General features: G+C 70.1%; 35 protein-coding genes. 19 read left to right on the forward strand and 16 right to left on the reverse strand.

The genetic code is table 11. The features are described from left to right. Positions 1 to 7: 7 nt before the first annotated feature. Genes HOV77_RS19675 through HOV77_RS19690 form a run of 4 tightly spaced genes read right to left on the reverse strand, consistent with a single transcriptional unit; the run spans position 8 to position 2,282 of the window. The gene (locus HOV77_RS19675) at positions 8 to 376 is read right to left on the reverse strand and encodes a VOC family protein (RefSeq protein ID WP_290863896.1); all 369 of its coding nucleotides are present in this window, start codon (positions 374 to 376) and stop codon (positions 8 to 10) included. Positions 377 to 434: 58 nt separating this feature from the next. Continuing rightward, complete coding sequence (locus tag HOV77_RS19680) at positions 435 to 779, reverse strand: DoxX family protein (protein ID WP_290863897.1); 345 nt, start codon at positions 777 to 779, stop codon at positions 435 to 437. A gap of 2 nt (positions 780 to 781) precedes the next feature. Beyond that, complete coding sequence (locus HOV77_RS19685; protein ID WP_290863898.1) at positions 782 to 1,450, reverse strand: NAD(P)H-binding protein; 669 nt, start codon at positions 1,448 to 1,450, stop codon at positions 782 to 784. 22 nt (positions 1,451 to 1,472) lie between these two features. Continuing rightward, entirely contained in the window at positions 1,473 to 2,282 is an 810-nt protein-coding gene (locus HOV77_RS19690; protein ID WP_290863899.1) for an NAD(P)H-binding protein, read from the reverse strand. A 67-nt stretch (positions 2,283 to 2,349) separates the two neighbouring features. On the opposite strand from HOV77_RS19690, the gene HOV77_RS19695 reads away from it, so the two are divergent. Next, positions 2,350 to 2,874: a MarR family transcriptional regulator gene (locus HOV77_RS19695; RefSeq protein WP_290863900.1), complete on the forward strand. Its 525-nt coding sequence runs from the start codon at positions 2,350 to 2,352 to the stop codon at positions 2,872 to 2,874. A gap of 2 nt (positions 2,875 to 2,876) precedes the next feature. On the opposite strand, the gene HOV77_RS19700 is transcribed toward HOV77_RS19695, so the two are convergent. Continuing rightward, entirely contained in the window at positions 2,877 to 3,806 is a 930-nt protein-coding gene (locus HOV77_RS19700) for a YegS/Rv2252/BmrU family lipid kinase (protein WP_290863901.1), read from the reverse strand. A 23-nt stretch (positions 3,807 to 3,829) separates the two neighbouring features. After that, positions 3,830 to 5,071 (reverse strand): MFS transporter, encoded by a 1,242-nt coding sequence (locus tag HOV77_RS19705; RefSeq protein WP_290863902.1) that lies wholly within the window; start codon positions 5,069 to 5,071, stop codon positions 3,830 to 3,832. Positions 5,072 to 5,118: 47 nt separating this feature from the next. Here HOV77_RS19705 and HOV77_RS19710 point away from each other — a divergent pair, with 47 nt between their 5' ends. From HOV77_RS19710 to HOV77_RS19730, 5 genes are all read left to right on the forward strand, one after another. Next, a complete protein-coding gene (locus HOV77_RS19710) occupies positions 5,119 to 5,538 on the forward strand; it encodes a helix-turn-helix domain-containing protein (RefSeq protein ID WP_290863903.1) in 420 nt (139 codons plus the stop codon). Between the two features lie 9 nt (positions 5,539 to 5,547). Then, entirely contained in the window at positions 5,548 to 6,486 is a 939-nt protein-coding gene (locus HOV77_RS19715; protein WP_290863904.1) for a ribose-phosphate pyrophosphokinase, read from the forward strand. Positions 6,487 to 6,663: 177 nt separating this feature from the next. Next, entirely contained in the window at positions 6,664 to 7,218 is a 555-nt protein-coding gene (locus HOV77_RS19720) for an EF-hand domain-containing protein (RefSeq protein ID WP_290863905.1), read from the forward strand. 19 nt (positions 7,219 to 7,237) lie between these two features. After that, positions 7,238 to 7,699 (forward strand): DUF6069 family protein, encoded by a 462-nt coding sequence (locus HOV77_RS19725; RefSeq protein ID WP_290863906.1) that lies wholly within the window; start codon positions 7,238 to 7,240, stop codon positions 7,697 to 7,699. A 33-nt stretch (positions 7,700 to 7,732) separates the two neighbouring features. Further along, on the forward strand, positions 7,733 to 8,665 hold the full coding sequence (locus HOV77_RS19730) for a cation diffusion facilitator family transporter (RefSeq protein WP_290863907.1): 933 nt from the start codon (positions 7,733 to 7,735) through the stop codon (positions 8,663 to 8,665). 44 nt (positions 8,666 to 8,709) lie between these two features. On the opposite strand, the gene HOV77_RS19735 is transcribed toward HOV77_RS19730, so the two are convergent. From HOV77_RS19735 to HOV77_RS19755, 5 genes are all read right to left on the reverse strand, one after another. Next, positions 8,710 to 9,060: a hypothetical protein gene (locus tag HOV77_RS19735; protein ID WP_290863908.1), complete on the reverse strand. Its 351-nt coding sequence runs from the start codon at positions 9,058 to 9,060 to the stop codon at positions 8,710 to 8,712. 193 nt (positions 9,061 to 9,253) lie between these two features. Then, positions 9,254 to 9,943, reverse strand: coding sequence for a YcnI family protein (locus HOV77_RS19740; RefSeq protein ID WP_290863909.1), 690 nt, complete (start codon positions 9,941 to 9,943; stop codon positions 9,254 to 9,256). A 112-nt stretch (positions 9,944 to 10,055) separates the two neighbouring features. After that, positions 10,056 to 10,910, reverse strand: a complete 855-nt coding sequence (locus HOV77_RS19745; protein ID WP_290863910.1) for an SPFH domain-containing protein — start codon at positions 10,908 to 10,910, stop codon at positions 10,056 to 10,058. A 30-nt stretch (positions 10,911 to 10,940) separates the two neighbouring features. Next, complete coding sequence (locus HOV77_RS19750) at positions 10,941 to 11,438, reverse strand: hypothetical protein (protein WP_290863911.1); 498 nt, start codon at positions 11,436 to 11,438, stop codon at positions 10,941 to 10,943. A gap of 95 nt (positions 11,439 to 11,533) precedes the next feature. Next, positions 11,534 to 12,037 (reverse strand): helix-turn-helix domain-containing protein, encoded by a 504-nt coding sequence (locus HOV77_RS19755; protein ID WP_290863912.1) that lies wholly within the window; start codon positions 12,035 to 12,037, stop codon positions 11,534 to 11,536. Positions 12,038 to 12,189: 152 nt separating this feature from the next. On the opposite strand from HOV77_RS19755, the gene HOV77_RS19760 reads away from it, so the two are divergent. The 6 genes from HOV77_RS19760 to HOV77_RS19785 all read left to right on the forward strand — a co-directional run bounded on the left by HOV77_RS19760 (position 12,190) and on the right by HOV77_RS19785 (position 14,392). Continuing rightward, entirely contained in the window at positions 12,190 to 12,471 is a 282-nt protein-coding gene (locus HOV77_RS19760; protein WP_290863913.1) for a hypothetical protein, read from the forward strand. After that, on the forward strand, positions 12,468 to 12,677 hold the full coding sequence (locus HOV77_RS19765) for a hypothetical protein (protein ID WP_290863914.1): 210 nt from the start codon (positions 12,468 to 12,470) through the stop codon (positions 12,675 to 12,677). Before HOV77_RS19760 ends, HOV77_RS19765 begins: the two co-directional genes overlap by 4 nt. A gap of 158 nt (positions 12,678 to 12,835) precedes the next feature. After that, the gene (locus HOV77_RS19770) at positions 12,836 to 13,327 is read left to right on the forward strand and encodes a sigma-70 family RNA polymerase sigma factor (protein ID WP_290863915.1); all 492 of its coding nucleotides are present in this window, start codon (positions 12,836 to 12,838) and stop codon (positions 13,325 to 13,327) included. Beyond that, positions 13,324 to 13,587, forward strand: coding sequence for a hypothetical protein (locus HOV77_RS19775; RefSeq protein ID WP_290863916.1), 264 nt, complete (start codon positions 13,324 to 13,326; stop codon positions 13,585 to 13,587). The genes HOV77_RS19770 and HOV77_RS19775 overlap by 4 nt, the downstream gene beginning before the upstream one ends. Then, positions 13,584 to 14,180, forward strand: coding sequence for a hypothetical protein (locus tag HOV77_RS19780; protein WP_290863917.1), 597 nt, complete (start codon positions 13,584 to 13,586; stop codon positions 14,178 to 14,180). The genes HOV77_RS19775 and HOV77_RS19780 overlap by 4 nt, the downstream gene beginning before the upstream one ends. Then, positions 14,171 to 14,392 carry a helix-turn-helix domain-containing protein gene (locus tag HOV77_RS19785; protein ID WP_290863918.1) on the forward strand — a complete coding sequence of 74 codons (222 nt, stop codon included), beginning with the start codon at positions 14,171 to 14,173 and terminating at the stop codon, positions 14,390 to 14,392. Before HOV77_RS19780 ends, HOV77_RS19785 begins: the two co-directional genes overlap by 10 nt. 30 nt (positions 14,393 to 14,422) lie before the next feature. Here the strand turns inward: HOV77_RS19785 and HOV77_RS19790 are convergent, their stop codons facing one another. Then, complete coding sequence (locus HOV77_RS19790; protein ID WP_290863919.1) at positions 14,423 to 16,972, reverse strand: LuxR C-terminal-related transcriptional regulator; 2,550 nt, start codon at positions 16,970 to 16,972, stop codon at positions 14,423 to 14,425. 193 nt (positions 16,973 to 17,165) lie between these two features. Here HOV77_RS19790 and HOV77_RS19795 point away from each other — a divergent pair, with 193 nt between their 5' ends. The 3 genes from HOV77_RS19795 to HOV77_RS19805 are packed head-to-tail and all read left to right on the forward strand — an operon-like array spanning position 17,166 to position 21,149. Continuing rightward, positions 17,166 to 18,557 (forward strand): M20/M25/M40 family metallo-hydrolase, encoded by a 1,392-nt coding sequence (locus HOV77_RS19795; RefSeq protein WP_290863920.1) that lies wholly within the window; start codon positions 17,166 to 17,168, stop codon positions 18,555 to 18,557. A 4-nt stretch (positions 18,558 to 18,561) separates the two neighbouring features. After that, the gene (locus HOV77_RS19800) at positions 18,562 to 19,053 is read left to right on the forward strand and encodes an SCP2 sterol-binding domain-containing protein (RefSeq protein ID WP_290863921.1); all 492 of its coding nucleotides are present in this window, start codon (positions 18,562 to 18,564) and stop codon (positions 19,051 to 19,053) included. Continuing rightward, positions 19,050 to 21,149, forward strand: coding sequence for a glycogen debranching N-terminal domain-containing protein (locus tag HOV77_RS19805; protein WP_290863922.1), 2,100 nt, complete (start codon positions 19,050 to 19,052; stop codon positions 21,147 to 21,149). The genes HOV77_RS19800 and HOV77_RS19805 overlap by 4 nt, the downstream gene beginning before the upstream one ends. 58 nt (positions 21,150 to 21,207) lie before the next feature. Here the strand turns inward: HOV77_RS19805 and HOV77_RS19810 are convergent, their stop codons facing one another. Both HOV77_RS19810 and HOV77_RS19815 read right to left on the reverse strand, forming a co-directional pair. Continuing rightward, the gene (locus HOV77_RS19810; RefSeq protein WP_290863923.1) at positions 21,208 to 21,693 is read right to left on the reverse strand and encodes a hypothetical protein; all 486 of its coding nucleotides are present in this window, start codon (positions 21,691 to 21,693) and stop codon (positions 21,208 to 21,210) included. Positions 21,694 to 22,058: 365 nt separating this feature from the next. Then, positions 22,059 to 22,529 carry a helix-turn-helix transcriptional regulator gene (locus HOV77_RS19815; RefSeq protein WP_290863924.1) on the reverse strand — a complete coding sequence of 157 codons (471 nt, stop codon included), beginning with the start codon at positions 22,527 to 22,529 and terminating at the stop codon, positions 22,059 to 22,061. A gap of 191 nt (positions 22,530 to 22,720) precedes the next feature. On the opposite strand from HOV77_RS19815, the gene HOV77_RS19820 reads away from it, so the two are divergent. From HOV77_RS19820 to HOV77_RS19835, 4 genes are read left to right on the forward strand one after another with little or no spacing between them, the layout of a single operon-like run. Further along, positions 22,721 to 23,386, forward strand: a complete 666-nt coding sequence (locus HOV77_RS19820; protein WP_290863925.1) for a sigma-70 family RNA polymerase sigma factor — start codon at positions 22,721 to 22,723, stop codon at positions 23,384 to 23,386. Positions 23,387 to 23,391: 5 nt separating this feature from the next. Next, positions 23,392 to 23,631 carry a hypothetical protein gene (locus HOV77_RS19825; RefSeq protein ID WP_290863926.1) on the forward strand — a complete coding sequence of 80 codons (240 nt, stop codon included), beginning with the start codon at positions 23,392 to 23,394 and terminating at the stop codon, positions 23,629 to 23,631. Beyond that, complete coding sequence (locus HOV77_RS19830) at positions 23,628 to 24,083, forward strand: hypothetical protein (RefSeq protein WP_290863927.1); 456 nt, start codon at positions 23,628 to 23,630, stop codon at positions 24,081 to 24,083. The genes HOV77_RS19825 and HOV77_RS19830 overlap by 4 nt, the downstream gene beginning before the upstream one ends. Further along, positions 24,080 to 24,274 (forward strand): hypothetical protein, encoded by a 195-nt coding sequence (locus HOV77_RS19835; protein ID WP_290863928.1) that lies wholly within the window; start codon positions 24,080 to 24,082, stop codon positions 24,272 to 24,274. The genes HOV77_RS19830 and HOV77_RS19835 overlap by 4 nt, the downstream gene beginning before the upstream one ends. Positions 24,275 to 24,377: 103 nt before the next feature. Here HOV77_RS19835 and HOV77_RS19840 read toward each other — a convergent pair whose 3' ends face one another. Together HOV77_RS19840 and HOV77_RS19845 are read right to left on the reverse strand one after the other, a co-directional pair. Next, positions 24,378 to 25,091, reverse strand: a complete 714-nt coding sequence (locus HOV77_RS19840) for a 4'-phosphopantetheinyl transferase superfamily protein (RefSeq protein ID WP_290863929.1) — start codon at positions 25,089 to 25,091, stop codon at positions 24,378 to 24,380. Positions 25,092 to 25,112: 21 nt separating this feature from the next. After that, on the reverse strand, positions 25,113 to 25,685 hold the full coding sequence (locus HOV77_RS19845; protein ID WP_290863930.1) for an XRE family transcriptional regulator: 573 nt from the start codon (positions 25,683 to 25,685) through the stop codon (positions 25,113 to 25,115). Positions 25,686 to 25,700 lie beyond the last annotated feature (15 nt).

Raw genomic sequence — 25,700 nt, forward strand, 5'->3', positions numbered from 1 at the left:
GCCCCAGTCAGCCGACGAGGCAGAACGGATGACCGGCCGGGTCGAGGAACACCCTCGACCCGGCCCGATTCGGCTGGTACGCCGCCTTCTTACCGCCCGCCGCGAGCACCACCGGCTCGGCGGCGTCGAGGTCGGCGACCCGCAGATGCAGATGGAACTGCATCGAGGAGGCCGGATCGGGCCACACCGGCGGCCGGTGGCCCGGAGACCGCTGGAACGACAGGTGGAAGGCGGACGACTCATCCTCGCCGAGCGAACACCAGTCGTCCGATTCGTAGACCAGCCGCCAGCCGGTCAGCCGCGCGTAGAACCGGGCGAGCGCGCGGGTGTCGGGGCACTCCAGGGCGACACCGCTGAGGCGGGCCAACGCTTCCATACCCGTCAGTATCCGCCTTGCGGATACCTGCATGCCGTCAGTATCCGCTACCCGGAGATCAGGTCGCCGCCTGAATCTGGACCAGCAACGCGGCCACTGAGATCGCCAGGTACAGGTGATGCAGTCCCAGGGCGAAATCGCGTACCCGGAAGTGCGCCACGAAAGCGGCCACGAAGAAGAGCACGAGACCCGCGGCCGCGGCCACCCCGAGGGGCGGATAGCCGAACCCCGCGAGCAGGCCGAGCGCACCCGCGGCCTTGAGCACCCCGAGGGGCGTCATCCACGACAGCGGCACCCGGCCGCGCTCCATGACCACCACGACCTGTTTGTAGCGGGCGAAATCGAGCGTGGCCGAGAAGCCGTTGGCGACCACCGCGAGCAGGGTGAGCGTGACGTAGGCCATGGTCAGTGCGCCACCCCGACGACTTGCCGGACCGTTTCCGGCTCGCCCAACAGCTGAAGCATGTGGTGGGCGACGTCGGCCCGCGAGATGGAGAATCCACTGCGGATATTGCGGTTCAACGCCGTCCGATAGTGGCCGGTGAGCGCCTTGTCGGTCAGCTTCGGCGGCCGGGACACCGTCCACTCCAGACTGCTGTCGCGCAGGATCTGTTCGGTGGCGGCGAGATCGGCGTAATGCGGCCCGAAGAGCGTACGCGCGATCCGGATGCCCAGATGCCGCATGAAGAACCCGTCGCCGGGGTCGTGCTTGGGCAGCACCCGCTGACCGGGGACGGGCACCGGCCCGACCGGGGCGGCGCTGACGATCACGATGCGGCGTACGCCTTCGGCCGCCATCGCGTCGACGATCGCTCGAGTGCCGCGTGAGGTGATCCCGGCGTCCTTCTTGGGATCGCGCGGGCCGAGCCCGGACAGCACGGCGTCGGCGTCCCGCACCGCAGTGCGCAGCGCGGCCGGGTCGGGGTGCTCGAAGTCGACCGCAACGGTGCGTACGCCGGCCGGCAGGTCCCGGGGTCGCCGGGCCACTGCGGTGACCTCGTGACCGGCGGCGACGGCCTGCTCGACCAGGTGACGTCCGATGCCGCCGGTGGCGGCGATGATCGTGAGTTTCATGGTTGTGCCCCCCATGCTCTGGCTATACGCGGAAGGCGGCGGCGTGATCCGCGGCCCACGTCGGGAAACTGCGAGCCGGACGGCCCAGCAGACGGCGTACGGTGTCGGTCGTCGGGCCGGGCTCGCGGGCGTAGTCGGCTTGGGAACCGAGCAGACGGGCCGGGACCTCGGCGGGCAGTCCGGCGGCGAGCAGGCCCTGGCGCACAGCCTCCGGCTCCACTTCGACGAAGGACAACTCCCGGCCGATGGCCGTCCCGATCGCGGCCACCTTCTCCGCCTGGCTGAGCGACTGCTCGCCGGTCAGCACGTACGCCTCACCGGCGTGCCCGTCGCTCGTCAGGGCCAGCACGCCGACCTCGGCGAGATCGCGCTCGTCGACCGTCGAGGTACGCGCGGCGGCGTACGCCCCACGCACGGTTCCGGTCGCCTTGATCTGCCCGGCCCAGGCGAACGTGTTGGCCGCGAAGTCGGCGCAGCGCAGCATCGTCCACTGCGGACCCATTGCTCGGACGGCGTCCTCGGTCGCCGCGAAGTGCTCGCGGAACCGCGGTTCGCCGACCGGAAAGGGGATCGTCAGCGAGGAGACGACGACGATCCGCTCCGGGCGCAGGGCGGCGATGTCGGCCAGCCGGTCGCCGAAAGCGCGCGGGCTGAGCAGTACGCCGTCGACGCCGCCGAGGGCCGTAACCTCATCGGGATGGACGAGCTGAGCTTCGGGCGGCAGCGCCGCGTGCGGATCACGGGTGACCGCCACGACCTTGAGTCCTCGTTCGGTCAGCAGGCGCACCGCGGTGCGGCCGACCATGCCGGTTGCTCCGGTGATCAGGAACATCTCCGTTTTTCCTCTCAGAGCCGTATCATATGAGAACCATACTAGTTGAGTTTGAGGTTCAGACAATATGAGTCACGTAACATCTCGCGCTCATACGGGCGACCCCGACAGCTCGGGCGACGGCGCTGCGGGTGGGCGTACGCGGCGGCGGTTGACGTCGCAGGTCAAGGACTCGCTGCGCGACCTGCGCAATCAGTTGTCGATGCTGAACCGGCAGGTGAGCGGAAAGGTCGAGCTCAAGGAGATCGACCTGGACTGCCTGGACCTGATCAGCCGGGAAGGTCCGTTGACTCCCAGTACGCTCGCTCGCCGGGCGGGGCTGCATCCGGCCACCCTCACGGGCATCCTCGACCGGCTGGAGAAGGCGAACTGGATCGTCCGCGAACGTGACCCCGCCGACCGGCGCGCCGTCACGTTGCGGGCGCTACCCGATCGCGGCCGGGAGCTGTTCGGCCTGTTCAGCGGGATGAACAACGCGATGGACGACATCTGCGCCGGCTACAGCGAGGCGGAGTTGAAGCTGATCGCGGAGTTCCTCGTGCGCGCCCAGGCGGCCGGTGACACCGCCACTCGCGACCTCGCCGTGTCCTGACCTCAGCGGTCGGGGAAATCCTTCGACACCATCACCCGCAGCGCGTTCGGCACGATGCGCACCCGCACCGGCGTACGCCCGAGCACCTCGCCGTCGACGTCGAGCGGCAACGACGGACTCGTCTCGACCAGCACTTCGGCGGCGGCGAGAAAGGGCCAACCCTCGACCGTCCGCAGCCGGCCGGTCAGCAGGTGCTGAAGGGTCGCACCGAGTAGATGCCTTCGCCCGTGCCGCCCCAGCGAGTACGCAATGAGCAGCTGGTCGTCGGCGCTGCCGTCGCGGGCGATCGGATTGCCCGCGTGGGAGTTGCCGTTGGCGATGTTGAGCTGATGCGTCCGGAGCCGGCGTACTTCGCCGCCCGCGGTCACCACCGCATCGAACGGCCGATGGCCGGGTAGCCGGGACAACGCCGTCAGCGGGTACGCCACCCGCCCGAGCCGCCGCTTGAGCCGATGCGGGACGTGCTCGGCGACCTGCGCGGACAGCCCGATCGACACGAGGTTGGTGAAGATCCGCCCGGCCGCCTCGCCGAGGTCGACGTCGGCCACCTTCCCCTCGGTGAGCAGAGCGAGCGCACCCGGCACCTCCAGCGGGACGCCGAGCGTACGGGCGAAGTTGTTGGTCGTGCCCAACGGCAGCAGCCCCATCGCCACATCGCGGTGGGCCAGATGCCGCGCCGTCTCGCTGATCGTGCCGTCGCCGCCCCCGGCCACGAGCAGATCGGGGCCGAGCGCGATCGCCTCGGCCAGAATCTCGGGCAGCCGCTCAGGCCGCTCCACCCCGTATCGCGCCAGCAAGTCGAACCCGGCCGCGTCCAGGTGCCGCGAGATCTGCTCGAAGTGGTCACGTCCGCGGCGGGATCGGGTGTTGACGAGCAGCACCGCCCGTCGATCCCGGCGGATCGCGGCGTCCAGCTCGATCTTGCTGCGCATGGCGGGAGATGTTACCGACCTGCTCACCATGTTGTACGCGGCTTTTCGGCGGCCACCGGGCGAAGCCCGGCTTCCGGCGTACTGCGCGGATCGGTTGCGATGGCTGCGGGCAGAGTCAGCCGGGCGACGATCGCGGCCACAAGGACCGTGGCGCTGGCCAGGAGAAGCGCTCCGAACAGGCCGATCCAGCCCGACAAAGCCGGTCCGAGGAGCGCTCCGGCCAGCGTCGCGAGGGAATCCGTGGCGTAGAAGGCAGCGAGCACCCGGCCGCGTACGCCGTCGGGGGTGGCGCTTTGCAACCGGTATTGCGTTGCCGCAACTGCGATCGCACCCGGTACGCCCGCCGCAGTGATGCCCGCGAGCGCGATCGGGAGGTTCGGTGCGGTGAAGAGGACGAGGAAGCAAAGTCCGACCGCGAAGTAGGTCGCACCGAGCAGGGTTCGAGTGGAGTAGCGGGGCAGCAGTCGTCCGGCCACAGCTGAGCCGAGCAGGTAACCGACGCCGAGACCGGTGATCAGGAGCCCCAACGTCTGTGGCGGTTGCCCGAGACGTACGGCGAGGAAGGGGATGAGCAGTGCCGTGAGCGCGGCGTTCGCCGTCCAGTACGCCCACGTCGTCACCGCCAAGGCCCGCAGGAACGGCGTACCGATGAGAAAGGCGAGACCAGCGCGGAGAGTGCCCGATGCGGATGCCGGTCCGACCGCGGACCTGATCGGAAGCCGGGCGAGCAGACCGGCGGCGACCAGGTAACTCGCGGCGTCGAGCAGGACGACGTGCGCGAACGCGCCCTGAGTGAGCAGCGCGGTGCCGAGGACGGGCGCGGTGAGCCGCAGGACGGATTGCGTGATCGAGGTCGTGCCGGTCGCGGCGATCAGGTCGGCGTCGGCCGGAACGACCTGCGGGGTGAGGGCGCGGATCGCGGGCTGGAGGAAGGCGACGACGGACGTCTCGAGAACCAGTCCGATGTAGATGGACGTGGTGCCCGGAAGGAGCATCACCAGGACCGCTACGGCCGCTGCGAGGTGAGCGACGACGAGCAGACGTCGGCGGTCGAAGCGGTCGGCCAGGACACCCGCCCACGGGGCGAGCAGAATGGCCGGCGCGGCTTCCAGGGCGAGCGCGAGCCCGGTCGCGGTGGCCTGGCCGGTGAGCCGGTAGACCTGCACCGGCACGGCGATGGTGAGCAGCCAGGAGCCGAGCGAGGAGACGGTGGCAGAAGTCCACAAGAGACGGAAGCCGGAGTGGCGGGCGAGGACGGGCCGCATATTCCGGAGGGTATTCTCAGGGGACAGTCTGTGGCAAGATATGTCGTGTGGAAATAGGCGACCTGGGCGCGCGGCTCCGCGCACGGCGTACGGCCGCCGGGCGGACAATCGCGTCGGTGGCGGCGGACGCCGGATTGTCGGTGCCCTACATCGCGAACCTGGAGAACGGCCGGGGCAACCCGACGCTCGCGGCGATCGCGGCGCTGGCCAGGGCGCTCGGCCTCACACTGCGGATCGAGTTCGCCGAGGATGCGGCCGACGCGGGGCCGCCCGACTCGCTGATCGAGTTCACCCGTGGGCGGCGCTTCCATGAAGAGGTGCGACACCTTCCCCCGGAGGCCCGGGAGCGCCTGCTCACGGCGATGGCAGCGCTCGGCGAAGTGGCCGGACGCCCGCTGACCGAACTCGACTGGCATCGCGTGCTCGACACGGTAGTCCTGCTCAATCGGCGTACGCCTGCCGGTTAGGCTGACGGCGTGCGCGACATCGCGGTCTTTTCCGGAAGTGCCCATCCCGAGCTGGCCGAGGAGATCTGTGATCAACTCGAAGTGCCGCTGCTGCCGACCCGCCTCTCCCGCTTCGCCAACGACTGCCTGGAGGTGCAGCTGCAGGCGAACGTCCGCGAACGGGACGTCTTCCTGATCCAGCCGCTCGTCCCGCCGACCCAGGACCACCTCGTCGAGCTGCTCATGATGATCGACGCCGCCCGGGGCGCTTCAGCGAGCCGGATCACCGCCGTCATCCCGCACTACGCGTACGCGCGATCGGACAAGAAGGACGCGCCCCGGATCTCCATCGGCGGCCGCCTCGTCGCCGACCTGCTCGTGTCGGCCGGCGCCAGCCGCGTACTCGCCATGGCGTTGCACTCGCCGCAGGTGCACGGGTTCTTCAGCGTACCGGTCGATCATCTGCACGCCCTGCGCGAGCTAGCCCAGCACTTCCGCGGATACGACCTGAGCAACACGGTCGTGGTCTCGCCCGACCTCGGCAACGCCAAGGAGGCCGCCGCGTTCGCCCGGCTGCTCGGCGTACCGGTGGCGACGGGGGCGAAGCAACGCTTCAGCGACGACCGGGTGGAGATCAGCGCCATCATCGGCGAAGTGGCCGACCGCGACGTCATCGTCCTCGACGACGAGATCGCCAAGGGCACGACCATCGTCGAGCTGCTCAAACACCTGCGGGAGCGGGGCGTCCGGACAATCCGGATCGCCTGTACGCACGGTCTGTTCACGGCGGGTGCGGTCGACCGGCTGGCCGAGGAGCCCGGGGTGGCCGAGATCGTCTGCACCAACACGGTGCCGATTTCGAAGGAGAAGCGCATCCCGAAGCTGACGGTGATCTCCGTCGCGCCGGCGTTGGCCGAGGCGATGCGGCGAATCCACAACGGAGAATCCGTCAGCGTCTTGTTCGGCTGACCCTCCCGCCGGGCGGCCGGCCGGGTTCCTGCAGATCACGGTTATCCATGCTTCCCAGCGCTGGGAGGGATGGATAACCGTGATCTGCAGGGAGACAAAACCCTGATCTAACGCCCAAACCGACCCCGGCGAGTTAGCGTCGTACTCGACGACTGCTTTCGCCGCCGGGAGGGCGCGATGCTGACGACCGAGGCCCGGCGGTTCCTGACCGCCAAGCTGGACCGGCGGTTCGACCTGCTCGATGTGGACGGCGACGGCCATCTCGGCGAACGGGAGCTGGACGATCTCGCCGTGGGCATCGCCGCCGGGTTCGACGTTCCGCTGGACGCGCCCACCGCCGTCGCGCTGCGGCAGGCGTACGGGCGGATGTGGAGCGAACTGTCCCAGCTGGACGCCGACGGTGACGGCCTGATCAGCCGGGGGCAGTACGTCGACGTCTGGCTGCGTGAAGCCGAGCATCCCGGGCTGCTCGCGGAACTCGTGCGTACCTGCGCCGAGGCGGTGGCCGCGGTGGCGGGTGCCGAGGGTGACTTCTACGAACCCGCCTTCGTACGCCTCCAGGCGCTCTCCGGAGCGCACCCCGACCAGGGAGCCGCGGCGTTCGCCCGGCTGGACAGCGACCACGACGGGATGGTGTCGGTGACCCAGTTCGCCGACGCCTACGCGGACTTCTTCAGCAGCACCGATCCGGCTGCGCCGGGTAACGCCCTGTTCGGCCGCATCGAACCGTGATGAGGGCTATCGTGAGCCTATGTCCGTGTATCACGCACGGCCCCTGGTTGATCCGCGCCGACTGTGGACCGGTGGCGTCGTCGCCGCGATCGTGGTGGCCGGCGTCGCGGTGGTCTGTTTCCTGATCGTGCGCGGCATCCTCGACATCCCGGTGCTCGGCGTCGACCTCTCCGGTGGCGTGTTCCTGCCCTCCATGCTCGGGTATGCCCTCGGCGCAGCGGCGCTGACGCTGATCATGACGGGCCTGGCCCATCTGCTGCTGCTCACGACGCCGCGCCCGCGCTTCTTCCTGGGCTGGATCATCGGTGTGCTCACCGCGATCGCGGTGATCGTCCCGTTCACCAAGGGCGCGCCGTTCGAGGTCCAGCTTGCGACCGCCACCGTCAACCTGATCGTCGGCTCCACCATCGGCGTCATGCTCTCCACCACCGCCGCGGCCAGCGCCGGACGCAACGTGCCACCTGCGTACCCGGTGGCATGACCGGCCCGGGGACGGTCATCGGCCGGCACGATCATGACCGAGACTGAGGCGCCCGCCGAGCGCGAGAGCCTCGGCACTGTCATCGTCGCGGGCCTGTCCAACCTCGCGATCGCCGTCGCCAAAGCGATCGCGGGCCTCATCTCCGGTTCGGCCGGCATGCTCTCCGAGGCTGCCCACTCGGTCGCGGACACGGTCACGGAGTTGTTGCTGCTCACAGCGTTGATCCGGGGCGATCGGCCGGCCGACGACGAGCATCCGTTCGGCTACGGCAAGTCTGCGTTCTTCTGGGCCTTCCTCGCCGCGATGGCGACACTGGTCGCGGGGGCTGGATTCGCAGTCACGCACGGTCTCCACACCATCCGCAACGGTGAGGAGATGGGCGACTACACCATCTCGTACATCGTCCTCGCGGTGTCGTTCGTCCTGGAGGGAATCTCGCTGCGGCGCGCGGTGCGCCAGGTCCGCGGTTCGGCTCGGCGGCTGCATCTCAAGGCGATGGCGTACCTGCGGCTCACGCCGGACACCTCGGTCAAGGCGGTGGTCCTGGAGGATTCGGCCGCACTGGTCGGCCTCGGCCTCGCCGGGCTCGGCCTGCTGCTGACCGAGCTAACGGGCGACACGTTCTACGACGGCGCGGCCTCGGTCGCGATCGGCTTGCTCCTGGCCGTGGTCGCGCTCACGCTCGCGCGCGCCAACGTGTCGCTGCTCGTCGGTCAGGCGCCCTCGCCTCGCTGGCAATTTGCGATACGCCGAGAGCTGGAATCGGATCCGGTGATCCAGCGGGTGCTGACCCTCAACGCCATGTTCCTCGGGCCGGACAGCGTGCTGGTGGCGGCCGAAGTCGACGTGGCCGACTCGGCGACGGGGGCCGAGATCGAGGCAGCCGCCGACGCAGCGGCGAAACGGTTGCAGGAGCGGTATCCGGTGATCCGCCACGTGTACCTCGACCCGACCGCCACCCCGTAGCGGCGCGGTGACCCTAGGGAGAGTCGCCGCGCCGAGGGGATGGGCTACTTCGCCGGGGCGGACGGGGCGCCGGACGGGGGAGTGCCGTGTGGACGGCCGGGGCCGCCGCCCAGCAAGCCCAGCTTGGCCGCCTTCAGTACGGCGTCAGCCTCGGCCTGGGTCAGCTTGCCCGCCTTGACGGCGGCGTCGAGCCGTTCCTTGAGCTTGGCCGTCCGGTCCACATCGGACTTGCCGTGCTCCCGGGGCTGGGGCTTGCCGGACTCGGTCGTCGACGCCGAGCCGGTCGGCTTGGGGGTTCCGTCGGCGGCCCAGGCGGCCACCGGGGCTGCGATGCCCAGCGCGAGTACGCCGGACGCCCCGAGCGTCACCACCATCTTCTTCGAAAGCTTCACCATTTTCTTCGCCTCCTCGCGATCGGGTGAGCCGTCGAAGCTGGCTGGCAATTCTCAATGCAAGACCCGGTCAACCTCAGGGGAGCCGCAAAGATCGGTCAATGTGCCGCCCGTTTCGTGGCCGGCCACCCGATCCGTCCGGTGGTGCGTTCAGCCGGTCGGCAGGTGGCGGGCAGGCGTACCGCAGCGATCTTCGTCAGTTCCCCGAGGGTCGGCGACGCCAGGCGAGCCCGGCGAAGACCGCCGCGAGAGCCGCCACGGCCAGCGCCGCGACGGCCAAACCGGTGCTCGCATCGGAGGAGTCGTCCGCGGTGGCGGTGACAGCGGCCGTAGACGGCGAGGCGGCGGTCTTGCCGGTCAGCTTGAGCACCGGCGCCGGGCGGTCGGGCTCGGGCCGGCCGTCCTGCGGGACCTCGATCCAGCGCACGACGTCGCCGTCGGAGTACGTCTGCAACGCCTTGAAAACGATCTGGTCGGCCTGCGGCAGCGGCCCGGCGGAGACGTCGAACTCCTGGAACTGGCCGGGCTTGATGGCGGCGTCGCCGGTGGCGGTCCAGGTGATCTTCGTGACCGCCTCGGTGATCTCGCTTTCGCCCGTCTTGACCGGGGCGGGCAGCTTGGACTTCTCGGTCGCCACCGTCCAGCCCGGCACCGGCTTGACGGAGATGTGCCCGATGGGCTGCTCGACGGGCAGGACGACCTCGAGCTTGGTCGTCGTGGCGGAGTCCTTCTCGTTCGGCACCCGGAAGGTCAGCTTGGCGTAGCCGCCCTGCACCGCCTGGCTCGGGTTCACCGTGACGTGCGCGGACGCGGCGCTCGCCGAGACGGCGACCACGGCCGTGGCGACGGCCAGCGTCACGAGTGCACGCTTGAAGAGACTTCTCATCGGACCTCATCCCATGTGACGTGCCCTGGCCCAGGAGCGGGCGAGGGTGCGCCATGCAGGTCGCCGGGATGCGCGGCTAAGTTCCCGCGGAGATCCGGATTGGCCGGAGATTTCAGTCGCTGGCCGGACGGGAGTGGGGGATCTCCGGCGGGATGGGCGGTTCGCGGCCGGCCTGACCCGCGTCGGCCTCGGGCTGGGCCATCCGGTCGAAGAATCGCAGCAGCTCGACGGGGAACGGCATGACCAGCGTCGAGTTCTTCTCCGCGGCGACCTCGACGACGGTCTGGAGGAGCCGCAGCTGCATCGCGCCCGGGGTCTCGGCCATGATCGTGGAGGCGTCGGCGAGACTCTGGGCGGCGCGGAACTCGCCGTCGGCGGTGATGACGCGAGCGCGCCGTTCCCGTTCGGCCTCCGCCTGCTTGGACATCGCACGCTTCATCTGCTCGGGCAGCTGCACGTCTTTGATCTCGACCCGATCGACGTGTACGCCCCACGCCTGTGTCGGCGAGTCCAGGAGCGCCCGCAGCTCGCGATGCAGCTCGTCGCGGTTGGACAGCAGATCGTCGAGCTCGCTCTTGCCGATGATCGACCGCAGCGACGTCTGGGCCAGCAGTTCCACCGCGACGATGTAGTTCTGGACTTCGATCACGGCTCGATAGGGATCGGAGACGCGGAAGTAGACCACGGCGTCGACCTTCACCGAGACGTTGTCCCGGGTGATGCCCTCCTGCGACGGCACGGGCAGCGTCACGATCTGCACGTTGACCTTCCGGAGCCGGTCGACGAGCGGGATGATGACCGCGAGCCCCGGTTGGCGTACGCGGGATCGGGCCCGGCCGAACCGGAACACGACACCCCGTTCGATCTGGTTGACGATCCGGACGCCGCCGAACAGCACCCAGACGAAGACCAACGCGGCCAGCGCGCACAGCGCCGTCCCCAGCAGTGTCGCGACCTCGCCGTCCATGACGGGCAGACTATCGAACCTTCACAATGCTTAGGGGGCCTCGTCGTCCTCTTCGTACGCCGACTCCCGGCCCTGCAGGAAGATCCGCAGGTCGTTGGAGATGACGGAGTCGCCGTTCTCCCGTCGTCGCAGGCCCCGCCGGATCGGCTGCGACCGCTTGCCGTTGCGGGCCGCGCCCGGCTGCGGCTGCAGCGTACGGATCTCGGCGCGCAGACCGGAGCAGGCCGCCTCCACGGTGGCGATCAAACGCGCCTCCGTCTGCGCCAGCTCTCGGCGTACTTTGGTCACCTCGGCTCGGGTGTACCCCACGACCAGCGCCAATACGGCCGCCGCCGCCAGTCCGATCACGACGCTGATCGTCTTCAGATGCCCGTCGCCGAGACCGGCGAGGATCCAGCCCAGGCTGACCACGAGTCCGGAGGCGGCGCAGATGGCCACCCGGATCATCAGCTCACCGCCCCGGCCGGTCGGCGTACGCGCGGCCGGCACGACGACCGGGGGCACCTGTTCGGAATCGCTCTCCGCCATGGCCGGCCTCCCGAACTGACTCATCGGTCAACTTCACTGGGGTATCACAACCACCCAACGGGCGCACGGCCAGGCGGCGAAGCTACTCGATGAGGCTACCTTCGACCGACCCCGGAAGGCTTCGGCCGGACGGCCCCGGGAGCGGGCTCCGGTTCGGCCTCCGGCCGGGACGGTCCCGCCGGGACGGTGTGCAGGTCGAGCTGCTGCCGCCAGTACGCGATCGCGCCCTTGACCGTCGCGCGCAGGTAATCCTTGACCTCGCCCGGGAGGCGGGGATCGGCCAGATGTCGCTGAGCATCCGCGAGCACGGGGTCGACGCGCGGCTTCGGCGACGGCGGCGCGACCATGCCGAGTTCCTCGCGAGTGGCCAGTCCGGACTCGACCATCAACTCGCCGAGGCGTACGCCGAGAACCGGGGCCAGCTTGCGCAGGTTCTCCGGCGTCGGGGTGATCTCGCCGGCCTGATATCGCGAGATGAGCGAGGCCGACACGCCCGAGGCCGCTTCGAGGTCGCCGTCGGATAAGAATCCATGGCTGTCCATGAGTCGCCGGAGATACCACCCGAAGGGACTCTGCGGGTCTCTGCGGCGGCGGCTCACGTGCCCGATGGTACCGACCGGTAAGGGGCGCCGGGCGGGCGCGGGACGCCGCTTTCGTGCGTCCGTGAAAGAGGGACTCCTCCAAATGGCTTGCAGGCTGTCACCCATCCGGGCGACTAGGCGTCGTGCATGCATGGCTCTATAGTGCATGCGTGCACGAATTTAGCAAGCTTCCACGCCTGGCGTACAACGGAAAAGCGTTCGACGAGATCTTCGAACTGCTGGGCCTGCGTACCGACGCCGAAAAGGCCAGATTCCTGGGCATCGCGGAGAGCAGCTTCAACCGGATCCGGCGCGGCGTCTCCATCCCAGGTGGACAGTTCGTCGCGAGCGCGCTGCACGCGATGAAGTCCGAACCCCGGCTCGGCGGCCTGCCGGCCGAGCACACCCGGTTCGACCGGCTTTTCACGGTTGCGGTGGGCCGGCCCAGGTGAGGCGCGCGCTGCGCCGTCACCTCCTCGTCCTGCTGTTGATGGTGCCGATCTGCGCGGTGGCGGTCGTGACGACGCTGCTCGACCCGTGGGCCGCCGCACTGATCTTCACCGGCATGGCGATCGCGCTGGGCGCGGGAGGCGAGGCGATGCGCGCGTTCACCGACGGCGACGCCGCCGATAGTTCGAAGGAGAGGCAGACGACGTGAGTGATTGGGTCAGGTGCACCACGGGGTCATACCGTCTGATCGGCGGCGATTCCCGGCACCGCAGGCCGAACGGTGGCCCGCGGCCTCGGCCCGTGGTAGCCGGCGCGGGACGGGGCCGGGCCGCGCCGGCGGCGGGCCGCACCGAGGCTTGGCACCTCGTGGAGCGCATCCAACGGGGCGACGTCCAGGCGGTCGGTGAGTTCTACGACCGCTTCAACACCGAGGTCTACAAGTACGTCTGGCTCTGGTGCGGCGAGGAGAAGCTCGCCCAGGAGCTGGTCCAGGAGGTCTGGGACCGGGCGCTGCGGCTGATCGGCGGGCTGCGGGCGACCGCCGATTCTCCGTTGAGCTGGTTACTGGGCCTGGCCCGCGACCGGGCGGTACGCCATTTCCACTCCCGCCGATATCGGCTGGGCCTCATCGACCTGGGTGCATTGCGGGGTCCCGAGGACGACGGGCGCGAACTGCTCGCCGCCGTACGCCGATTGTCGCCGCCGCAGCAGGAGGCGATCGCGCTGACGTTCTTCTGTGGACTCGACGACGTCGACGCGGCCGCCGTGATGGGGCGTACGCCGGCGATGGTGCAGGCGCTGACCCATCGCGGCCGGGTGAAACTGGCCGCGATGCTGACCGGCGGCGGTCTGCCGTGAACGCGCTGACTTCGCTGACCGTCGGCCAGCTGTGCCTGGCGCTCGTCGCGATCGTCGTCATCGTCGCGACGGCCACCGCTCTCCTGGCCCATGTGCGGGGCCGGGAGATCCAGGAGTTGTACAGCTACGTCAATCGCTGGGCGGGCGTCGACGACGACCTCGCCGGCACGTCGTTCATGGACGGCGTACCGCATGGGCCGGATCGCCGCCGGGTCAGTGATCCGAGGGCGACCGCACGGCATCGGGCGGCGCTGCGATGAGCCGGGCGCGACGGTCCGGCAGCGCAGCGCGCGCGGCCAAGCGGACTCATCTGGCCCGCCGGAAAGCTCTCCCCGAGGCGGTACGTCAGCTGGAGGTGCGGCCGAGTGCTCCCGACACGACGGCCGCGCCTCCGGCGGAGAGCCGGAAACGCAAGACTCCCGTGAAGCGCACGGGCAAGAGCGCGGCGGGATCGCCGGCGGCGGTTTCCCGGGAGAAGCCGAAGATCCCGCCGCCCCGGGAGCCGCACATCCGGGACCGGGCGAAACCCGGCAACGGTGCGGCGGGCCGCGGCGAAGTCGCCGGGTTGGGACGCACCGCGGTGGCCATCTTCGACACCTCCGTTCCCGTGTACATGCAGACGGTCCGGGAGACCAGCATCTGCCCCGAGCTGAGCCCGCTGCGGTCGTTGATCGCCGCGGCCGACGTCGCCGCCGCCGACCTGGCCGCGTACGCGTTCCGCACCGGAACCGTCGAGCCGAGCGGGCCGCCACCCGGCCTCGATCCGGCGTTCCTGTCCAGCAGCGAACCACCCCTGACCGCCCCGCACGACGGCCCGCCGGAACCGGCGGGGGAGGAGGAAAGATGGAGCTAGAAACGGTCGAGCAGACGCCGCAGCACGCGCATCCGCTCATGCGGACCGGCGAGGTCGCCCGGCTGTTCCGGGTCGACCCGTCGACGGTGATCCGCTGGGCGCAGAAGGGCAAGTTCCAATGCGGCCGGACTTTGGGCGGTCAGCGTCGTTACCTCCGCTCGGAGATCGAGGCGTTGGCGGAGGCCGACGGGATGGGGATGATCTGGCCGTGATCCACGCGGGCGGGCGCGCCGCCTCGGTGCTTACAACAGCCCGAGGCGGCGTGCCCGGCCGACGGCGTCTCGCCGGGTGCCGACCGACAGCTTGCGGTAGATGCTGCGTACGTGGGTCTTCACGGTGTTCTGCGAGACCGACAGCTCGGCGGCCACATCCCGCACGGTGAGCAGGCTCGGCAGGTACCGCAGCACCGCCAGCTCGCGATCGGTCAGCTCCTCCAGCAGCCGGTCGCCGCCGTTCGCGGTCGCGGCCGGGCGTACGGCGTCGAGGCGGACGCTCAACAGTGGATAGTCGGCGACCAGGTCCCGGTTGCGGTCGAGCAATGCCTGCGCTTCGCTGCCCGCCTCGCTGAACGGCGCGACGAGCCCGTCGACGTCGGCGATCACCAATGCGGTGCCGAGGGCGATCCGGACCGCGCCCTCGTGGCCCAGCCGGTCGGCCACCAGGCTCTCGGCCAGCCACGCGTTGACCTGCGCCCACGGCCCCGCCCCGGCGCTGGACCGATGGACCGCCTCCAGAATCCGGGCGGCGGCGTTCAGCTCGCCGTCCGCCAGGTGCGCCCGCGCCGCTAGCACACAGGCATGACTGTCCAGCGGCGTACGGCCGTCGCGCATCGCGTAGCTCGCCGCCGTCACGGCCTTCGCCGGCCGGCCCTCGGCCAGGTGCAGCTCGGCAGTGGCGACCGCGCGCCAATCGTCTAGAAGGGACGGTCCGGTCGCGGGACCGGCCAAGGTCAGCGCCTCCCGGGCCGCTGGCAAGTCGCTCAGCGTGAGAAGAATCCGGGTCCGCACAAGGCTCATCGCGTACGCACTCGGCCGGTCGTCGGCGTCACCGGGTTCGGCTGCCGCCACGGTCAGCGCGTCGGCGGCCGATCCCCGAAGCCACAGCACCAGGCCACGGGCCAGCCGCGCCGGTTGCCGGTACGCCGGAGGCACCTCCACCGCCGCCAGTTCGCGGGCGTACGCGAGTTGGGCGGCCTGCCCGACGTCACCGCGGAGGGCGTGCACGAGGGCCAGCCCACCCAGCGCCGCTCCGGCGGCCAAGCCGAGCTCCTGTCGGCCACAGTGGACGGCGGCGGTCTCCAGGCTGGACCGGGCCAGGTCGAGATCGCCGGACCACAGGGCGGCGTGCCCGAGACACTCCGCGGCGATGGCCCGCATGCCGTCGGCCGACGGGACCAGGCCCGGAACGGTCGCGTCGAGCAACTCGAGCAGGGCGGTCAGGGCGAGCCCGATCGCTTCGACGTCCTCGCTTTGCCGGGCCAGCAGCAGATCACCGAGGCACAACGCCGCCTGCATCGGCAGCCGGCGTTCGGCGGCGACCTCGCCGAACCGCTCCCGGGCCAGTCTCGCGTACGCCCCGGCGGTGTGCGCGTCGTCGCGGGCGGCGGCGGCCAGGGCGAGAACGGTCGCCGTCTCGGGATGGCGCACCGCTTCCCGGGCGGGCATCCAGGTGGCCAAGTCGAGGAAGACGTCCCGGGCACCGCCCAGCACCAGCGGAGCGGCTACGCGTACGCCCACCTCGGCGGCCAGCTCGGCGCGGCCGGAGGCGGCGGCGTGCCGCAGAGCCGCTTCCGGCCGATCATGCTCGGTGTAATGCTGGGCGGCCCGGGCGTGCACATCTGCGACGTGCTCGGCGATCAGCAGCCCGGCTTCGTCGCGCAGAAAAGCGGCGTAGGGTCGCCGCAGCCGCAACCGATCCGGGTTCTCCGTTGGGCGTACCAGTAAATGATGTTCGCGGCGCAAGTGATCCAGTAAGCGCGCGGCGTCGCGGCGGCCGGTGACCGCCTCCGCGGACCGGGCGTCGACGTCGTCGAGCAAGCTGCAGCGCAGCAGGAAGTCGCGTTGGTCGGCCGGGAGACGGCCGAGGAGCTCGGCCCGCAGGAAATCGGCCAGGACCTCGGTGAACCCGGTGGTGTGCGCGTCGGGCGCGCAGACACCGGCCGCGAGCCCACCCGTGCGTTCGACCAGCGCGGCGGCCTCGGCCGGGGTGAGGGCGCGATCCCGCAGCGACCAGAACTGAGCCGCTTCGCGCGGGCTGAACGCGAGGTCGTCCGGGCCGACCTCGGTGAGCCGCCCGATGAGCCGCAGCCGGCTCAGATGCGCGGCCGGGGCTTCCCGCGTGGCGAAGACGACGCGGACCTGCGGTAGGTCATGACTGAGCAGCGCGGAGACCGTGCCGGTCGAGCGGCGCAGATGCTCGCCGTTGTCGAAGACGATGACCAGCGGTTGCCGCAACCGGCCCAGGGAGTGAGCGAGCGCGCCGACCGATTCCGGCTGATCGAGGTCGCCGGTCGCCCGGCTGACCGCGGTCGTGAGCGAGGTCCAGAAGAACGCCGGATCGGAGTGGAGCGGACCGAGACTGAGCCAGGCGATCTGAGCCGTCGTGGCGACGTCGGCCGCCCACATGGCCAACGCGGTCGTCTTCCCCGAGCCGGGCGGGCCCGTCACCACCAGGAGATCTCCGGCTGCGCCCCGATCGAAAGCCTCGTGCAGCCGTGGCCGGAGCAGACCGGCGGCGGGCGGCGCCGAACTGTCCACAGTGGCCGATGCCACATTGTCGATGACGTGAGTCATGGTGTCCCCGACCCCCCGCGGGAGCGAAACCGCCCCGGCTGAAGGAGTCCGGCCGACTCCGAGCCTGGGCGCTTTCGTAGCATAAGCCCAATATGATGGCCTTCGTGGGCGAGTCCGGCCTTGCGTTTTGGCATCCCGTTTTCACCTGGCGCGGGTGACGTCGCGACCCGTTCGAGGCGGCGAAGGTGGGCGGGTGAATGCCGTCGAGTTGCGCGCCCGGGTGCACGGCCTCATGTCGTCGGCCCGGGACGATCTGGCCGAACTGATCGCCCTCCGGTCGGTCGCCGGCCCCGATGACCACACCACCGCGGAGTGCGTCCGGGCCGCCGATTGGGTGGCCGAAACCCTGCGAGGCGCGGGATTCCCGCAGGTCCGGCTCCTGACCGTGCCGGACGCCGGTCCGACCGTCTACGCCGAACGGCCCGGTGGCGGGCCCGATGCGCCGACCGTCCTGTTGTACGCCCACTACGACGTTCATCCGGCGCTGGACGAAGACGTCTGGAAAACGCCGCCCTTCGAGCTCACTGAGGTGGACGGCCGGTGGCACGGCCGCGGCGCCGCCGATTGCAAGGGCAACCTGCTGATGCACCTGACCGCTCTGCGCGCCTTGGGCGAGCCGCTGCCGGTCAACGTCAAGGTCCTCGTCGAGGGATCGGCCGAGCGGGCATCGGGCAGCCTGGCCCACTCGCTGGGGGAGTACGCCCCACTGCTGGCGGCGGATGTGTTCGTCATCGGCGACGCGGGGAACTTGGCGGTGGGCGTACCGGCGATCACGGTGAGCCTGCGCGGGCAGGTCGCGCTGTCGGTGACGGTGCAGACGCTGGAGACCGCGCGCGAAGCGGGCCCGTACGCCGGACCAGCGCCGGACGCGCTCGCAGCGCTGCTTCAGATGCTCGCGAGCTTCCGGGACCCGGCCGGCAACACGAACGTGCTCGGGCTGGACAACATGACCTCCTGGGGTGGGGCCATCTACGCCCCGGCCCGGCTCCGGGAGGACGCCGCCGTCCTGGACGGGGTGGGACTGCTCGGCAACGGCGCCGTCGCCGACAGCCTGTGGGCGCGCCCGGCGATCACCGTGCTGGACATCGATTACCCCGTACGCGGGGAGCACGCCATGATTCAGCCGTGGGCCCGCGCCCGGCTGGATTTGCGCGTACCGCCCCACGTCGACGAGGCGAAGGCGGCCCAGGCGCTCGTGGGGCACCTGAACTCGGTCGCACCCTGGGGAGCCCACGTACGCATGGAGCGCGAGTCCACCGTCCCGCCGTTCCTGGCACGTGCCGGCGGCCCCGCGTACGCCGCTCTCGCCGCCGCCATGCGCGACGTGTACGGCGAGGAGCCCGCCCAACTGGGCCGGGGCGGCACGAACCCGCTCTGCGTCGGGCTCGCCGAGAGTTTCCCGGACGCGGAGATCCTCCTGATCGGGGTGGAGGAGCCACTGGCTCGCCGGCACGAGCCGGACGAGAGCGTGGATCCGGCCGAGATCGCCGATATGGCGCTGGTCGAGGCCCTGTTTCTGCGACGATGTGGACGTGTCTCACCCATGGCGGGCGAAGACCCGGGCGGCGGGGGCCCCGGACGATGACCGGATGAGCAACCCGACCGAAGAATTCTTCACCGCGCTGGCGGATCGAGGTCAAGATCCGCGGCTGGCCGGTGCCTCGGGCGCCCTGAGGATCGACATCCACACCGATGGTGACCTGGCGGGCAAGCCCTCCGGGCACTGGTTGATCACCTTCGGCGACGGCGAGGTGGCGGTAGCCCGGGGCAAAGCGCCCGCGGACTGCGTCATCCAGGTCGCCGACGACCTGCTCGACCGCCTGGTGACCGGCGAGGCCAACGGCATGGCCTCCGTGCTGCGCGGCGCGATGGCCATCCAAGGCGACATCGAGCTGCCCATTCAGCTCCAGCGGATCTTCCCGGGGCCGCCTTCGTCGGCTCCATTCGTCCCACCTTCCGGGGGGCGGGCGCGGACTTCGGCTTCCGCGGCTTCTTCCGCCGGATCAGCTTCGGCGGGGTCGGCGGAGGTTCAGGCGGCCGGCAAGGGCCGGGCGCGCGACAAGCAGGGGGGTGCGCGATGAGCGTCAGCATCCTGCACGGGAACACGTTCGTGGTCAGCGACGACCGCGGCGACATCGAGGCGACGCCGACCGACCCGGGCGGGCTGTTCGCCTGGGACACCCGATTCCTGTCCCGCTGGGTCCTGACCGTGGACGGTCAGCGGCTCACCGCACTGTCCACAGACGACATGCAGTACTTCGAGACCAGGTTCTTCCTGGTCCCGGAGACCGGCACGGTGTACATCGACGCGAAGTTGTCGGTCATCCGGCGGCGTACGGTGACGCCGAGCGGCTTCGACGAGCAGCTCACCCTGCTCAACCACGCCGACGAGCCGGTGGAGCTGCACGTGCGGATGGACATGTCGTGCGACTTCGCCGACCTGTTCGACGTCAAGAACGCGCAGGAGAAGAAGGGCAAGCTCTACACCCGGCTGGACGGCGACCGGCTGGTCTGCGGCTACGAACGCGAGACATATCACCGCGAGACGATCGTCTCCAGTTTGGTGCCCGGCGTCGTGGACGACCACGGGATGTCCTTCTACCTGCACATCGCTCCGCATGAGCAGTGGACGACGGATCTGCATGTGGCTGCGGTGATCGTCGGGCCCGGCGGGCACCAGGCGACGCTGGCCCGCGATCGGACCAAGCCCGACCTCGAGAAGGATCTGGAGCACTGGATCCGGCAGGCGCCGCGCACGGAGTGCGATTGGCGTCCGCTGGCCGACATCTACCAGCGCAGTCTGACCGACTTGGCGGCGTTGCGGTTCTCGCCGCTGACCTCGGGCGGGCGGAGTCTGCCCGCGGCCGGGCTGCCGTGGTTCATGACGATGTTCGGCCGGGACAGCATCTTCACCAGCCTGCAAGCGCTACCGTTCGAACCGGAGCTGGCGGCGACGACGCTGAAGGAACTCGGGGCACGACAAGGCACCCGGCGCGACGACTTCCGGGACGAGGACCCGGGCCGCATCCTGCACGAGATGCGGTACGGCGAGTCGGCCGCGTTCGAGGAGCAGCCGCACAGCCCGTACTTCGGCAACGCCGACGCCACCCCGCTGTTCGTGGTTCTGCTGGACGAGTACGAACGCTGGACCGGCGACACGAAGCTGGTGAAATCGCTGGAGTTCCAGGCCCGGGCGGCGCTCGACTGGATCGACGACTACGCCGACCTGATGGGCAACGGCTACATCTCCTATCAGCGGCGCAACGAGGAGACCGGGCTGGAGAACCAGTGCTGGAAGGACTCCTGGGACTCGATCTCCTATCACGACGGCCGGCTGCCCGGCTTCCCGCGCGCCACCTGCGAGCTGCAGGGGTACGCATACGACGCGAAGGTGCGGGGTGCCCGGCTGGCCCGGACGGTCTGGGGCGATCCCGATCTGGCCGATCGGCTGGAGAAGTCGGCGGCCGACCTGAAGAAGCGGTTCAACCGGGACTTCTGGGTCGCCGAGGGCAAGTATTTCGCCCTGGCGCTGGAGGCGGACGGGTCGCAAGTGGACGCGTTGTCGTCCAACATCGGCCACCTCCTCTGGAGCGGGATCGTCGACAACGGCAAGGCCAAGGCGGTCGCCGGGCATCTGATGAGCCCGCAGCTGTTCTCCGGCTGGGGCGTACGCACCCTGGCCACCGACGCGCAGCGGTTCAACCCGATCGGCTACCACACCGGCACGGTCTGGCCGTTCGACAACTCGTTCATCGCCTGGGGTCTACGCCGATACGGGTTCAAGCGGGAGGCGGCCCGGGTGGCCGCCGGCATCCTGGACGCCGCGACCTACTTCGACGGTCGCCTGCCGGAAGCGTTCGGCGGGTACGAGCGCGAACTGACCCGCTATCCCGTGCAGTATCCGACGGCGTGCAGTCCGCAGGCGTGGTCCACCGGAGCGCCGCTGTTGTTCCTGCGTACCATGCTCGGACTCGAACCACTGGGTGACCACCTGGTCGTCGACCCGGCGCTGCCGGCCGGCATGGGTCACCTGGCGTTGCTCGACATTCCGGGCCGCTGGGGCGAGATCGACGCGTTCGGGCGCGGCCGGATCGACGTCGGCCCGGGGCGCAAGTCCCGGCGGCAACAGCTCGGCACCGACCAGGGACAGGACACTCTGTCCAGCAATTCCGCGTAGGTCTGGATCGTCCATAGTCCATCGTCCTGAGCTCAGTGCTCCTTCGCGGGTGCTGGGCTCAGGGCTCGTTGAAGCGCGATTCGCGTCCCTGCAAGTACATCTGGAACTCGTTCGAGAGGATCTGTCCCGGATCCTCGGCGCCCGGCCGCTGAGCCGCCCGGCGTCGGCGCCGGGGTCGATTCGGCCGCCGTTGCGCCGGTGCCGGTTGGGCCTGCGCCGCGACGGACTGAGCGACGGCGGCCACCGCCGACTGCATCCGCGCCTCTGCGACCACGATCTCCCGGCGTACCCGGGCCACTTCCATGAGGGCGTGCCCGGCCAGTAGCGCCGCGGTCACGGACAATCCGATGATCACCGACCAGGCCTTCACGACGGGATCGACCGCACTGCCGACGATCCAGACCAGGCTGACGACCATGGCCGAGACCACTCCGTACGCGATCCGCATGACCGTGTCGGTGCTGCTGCGCCCCGATTCCTCCGGGACCTGCGTGATGATGACCGGCCCGACGCCGGCCCAAGACTCCTTACGCTCCTCCGCCATTGCGGCTCCTCCCGGCGGCGTGACTGGTGCGTTCGGACCTTGGGGCCGACGTTCGCATCCGCCACGCGATCGAGTAGCCACCGTCCGTCACGAGCGAGGCGGTGCGACATCGTACTTTCGGGTATGCATCGCTAGCCGGTCAGGCGCGTATGCAAGTTCCACATTGCAAACCGCTGGTGCACGTGCATGCATGGACAAACATCGAAACATGACGTCAGAGGCGATACGACCGGCAGAAGCTGACAGGCATCCGTGGAACTTCCATCACCGAATTCCCAATTGGACGGGTGCCGTTCGGCCGAACAGCCGACCGCGTACGCAGGAAGCGACGGATAACGCTCTGTCAATGAAGGAGTGATGCCGGATCAGGCGGCGCGTACGCCGCGGCCGACGGCGCGTTCGGCCGCGCTCGGCTCGGCCGGTGCCTTGAGACCGGTCTGCTGACGCCAGAAGGCGATCGCCCCCCGCAACGTGTCCCGCAGGTACTCCTTGGCGGAGTCCGGGCGCGTGGGGTCGGACAGCAGCCGCTGTGCCTCGGCGAGACTGGCGTCCAGCTTGGTCGTCGCCGCCGCCCGGGGAACCATCCCGAGTTCCTCGCGGGTTGCGAGGTTGGCCTCGACCATCAGCTCGCCGAGGCTGACCCCCAGATAGGGGGCCAGGCGTCGCAGGTTCTGCACGCTCGGCTCGATGTCGCCGGACTGGTAACGAGAGATGAGCGAGGCGGAGACGCCCGTGGCCGCGGCCAGTTCGCCGTCGGAGGCGAAACCATGGGCCTCCATCAGGGCCCGGAGGTACCACCCGAAGGGTGTCTGCGGGTCACGGCGCTTCTTGCTCACATGCAAGATCCTACGCCCCAGGTCAGACGGCCGTCACGACAACGTGACGTATTTCTTGCACGTGTGCAGGACATTTCGGGTTAACCCGGGCTGCTATCACTCGAACGGTGGATATGATCCATGCATGCATGACTTTACTATGCATGCGTGCGTGAACACAAGAACGCTCTTCTGAGCCCGGTGGTGACGAGGTGACCTTGCGGAACGTTCGTCACCCCGCACCCCGCACTGTCGATCACCCCTCCGGTTCCGGCCGCGTACGCGACCGGGCAGCCCTGGCCGAATCCGACGGCGACCCGTGGTCGCTGATCGAACGGGCCCAACAGGGCGATGTCAGCGCCTTCGGCGAGTTGTACGCGCGGTACAACGCCGAGGTCTTCCGCTACCTCTGGCAGCGTTGCGGTCATGTTCAGCTGGCCCAGGACCTGGCCGGTGACGTCTGGGAACGGGCGTTGCGCGGCATCGGCCGGCTGAACTACCGAGGCGCGCCTCCGCTGGCCTGGCTGATGACGATCGCCCGCAACCGGGCCATCGACCATTTCCGCTCCGGCCGGTTCCGGATGGAAGTGCTCAGCGACGCCACCCGAGACATGGGTCAGATCGACGACTCGGCCGACATCGAGCAGATCGCGGTAACCCGGCTGGAGTCGGCCGTCGTGCTGCGCGCGGTCCAGGAGTTGTCAGCCGCCCAGCGACAGGCCATCACCTTGACCTACTTCGCCGGGCTGACCTGTCCCGAGGCGGCCGTCCGGATGGGTGTCACCGAGGACGCGGTGAAGGCCCTCAACATGCGAGCCCGCCGGACCATGGCCCGGCGGCTGAGCCACGGCGTCGAACGCGCCGCCCTGGCCGGGTGATGAGGATGCTGCGCGACTTCGGGCTCCTGATCGGCGGCGGACCGCGCCCCGGGTGGGCGGTGCTCCCGCCGCCCGACCGGGGTCCCTATCGGCAGGCGGTGCAGCTGCCGGACGCCGAAGTCAACGCATTACGCGCGCACGGCGTCGCCGCCCTCGGCGACCTCTCACCCAGCCGGGTCGTCGCGATCGCGCGGGCGGCTCGCGTACCGAACTTCCGCACCGCACCGCGAAGGAGAATCCGGTGAGCCTGCACGACAACGTGACGGTCGGTCTGCTGTGCCTGTCCTGCGGTGCGGCCGCCTTGGTGACGGTGGTCGCCACTTCGCTCGTGGTCCACCTGCGCCATCGCGAGGTGCGACGGCAGGCCGAGCACATCCGGCGCTGGGCCGAGTCCCGGCCGGAACAGCGGACTCGGCCGGCCCTGCCGCCGTCGTTGCCCGACGGGTTCGGCGAGGTGGCCGGGGCACCGGTCGTGTACGCCTGGTGGACACCGTCCAAGGAGGAGCTGACCGAGACGGCCGTCCTGCCCCGCATGACCGACGACATCCTGACGGCAGAGGCACTCCGCTTCGAGGTGACCCAGGTTCTGCAGACGATCCCGTGGCGGGACGCCGAGACGATTCCCGCCCGGCGCGGTCACCTCGACGTCATCGAGGGGTACGCCCGCGCCGGGCGGCACCGGGCGGGACCGCGGTGACCCCACCGGCCTCGACCCTGACCCAAGCCGGACCGGGCCGGCATCGGACCCCGGATCCGCCGTACGACCACCGCCGCGTCGCCGTCCTGGTGGTGGCGGCGGTGGCCCTCGTCCTCGCGGCCGGGATCAGCATCGCCGCCTTCGTCGCGGTGGCGTCCGATCCCGGTCCGCCCGCCGGCACCCGCCGCTGAGCCCGGTGGGTGATCATGCTGCCGCGAAGTCGATCAGGGAGCCGTGGACACGACACGCCGGGCGAGCACGCCCGATAGTTCATGATCGCGCGCAAAGGCAGCGCTAGGGGAGGGGGCCGCAGATCACCACGGTGTCGAGGGAGACGGTCGTGGCGACAGCCACGACGAGGTCCCCGCCGACGCGTACATCGGTCAAGTGGATGTCCTCGGCAGGCCAGTCCGGTGCCACGCCCTCGCCGGTCGCGAGCGGCCCCAACGTGTCGAGCGCGTCGAAGCGTACGGCGATTCCGTGGCCGGTCAGTTTGACGGCCGCTTCCTTGCGGGTCCACCGCCGCAGGAACCAAGCGGTTCGCTCGGAGGGTGGAACTGCGGCGAACTCGGCTCGCTCGGCGGGGGTGAGCGTACTGGTCAAGGTGTCCAGATCCCGGGCGGTTCCCCGCTGTTCCAGGTCGACACCGATCCGGCCCTGGCCGACGACGGCGAGGACGACCCACTCCCGCGTGTGCGTCACCGACAGATCGATCGACTCGCCCACGGTCGGCCGTCCGTGCGCTCCGCCACATCGATGACAGGTCCGCTCGATGGTCACGGCATCAGGCGCGATGCCCAGATATCGCGCGGCGATCTCGCGCTGCGAGCTGCGCGAGGTCAGGAAGGTGCGCCTTGCGTGGTCGGCCACGAACCGGTCCGCCTGGGCCCACTCTTCGTCCGAGATCCAACTGGTACGCGAGGAGACCGGAACGGGCCACAGATGGCAGACGCCGGCCGGGGGAGCCGACGCCGCGGGAAGGGTTGGCGCGCCCCAGATCTCGTCCACGGGGCATACCCTAGCGCGCGGTCACTTGCGCACGCTGCGCGCGCGGACGTGGAGGCGTTCGCCTTGGCGGCCGAAGAGGCTGAGCAGCTCGACCGGCCGGTCGGTCGCGCTGCCGAACCAATGCGGCAGACGGGTGTCGAACTCGGCCGCCTCGCCGGCCGGCAGCTCGAGGTCGTGGTCGGCCAGGCACAGGCGCAGCCGCCCGGACAGGACGTAGAGCCATTCGTAGCCCTCGTGCGTCTTCAGGTCGGGCTGCTCGCCCGCCGGCAGGATCAGCTTGTACGCCTGGAGCCCGCCCGGTTGCCGGGTCAGCGGGATCATGGTGCGGCCGCCTTCGCGAATGGGCTTCGCCCGGATCCGGGGATCGCCGACGGCGGGCGCGCCGACGAGTTCGTCGAGCGGGACCTTGTGGGCCTGGGCGATCGGCAGCAACAGTTCGAGGCTCGGCTTGCGCCGGCCGGTCTCCAGCCGGGACAGCGTGCTCTTGGAGATGCCGGTCGCCTCGGAGAGCGCGGCCAGCGTCACGCCGTGCTGTTTGCGTACCTCCTGCAGGCGGGGGCCGACCTGAGCCAGGGTCTTCGTGATCTCGTCCACCCGTCCAGGAAAGCT

This window comes from Hamadaea sp., assembly GCF_013362815.1.
GTDB lineage: Bacteria > Actinomycetota > Actinomycetes > Mycobacteriales > Micromonosporaceae > Hamadaea.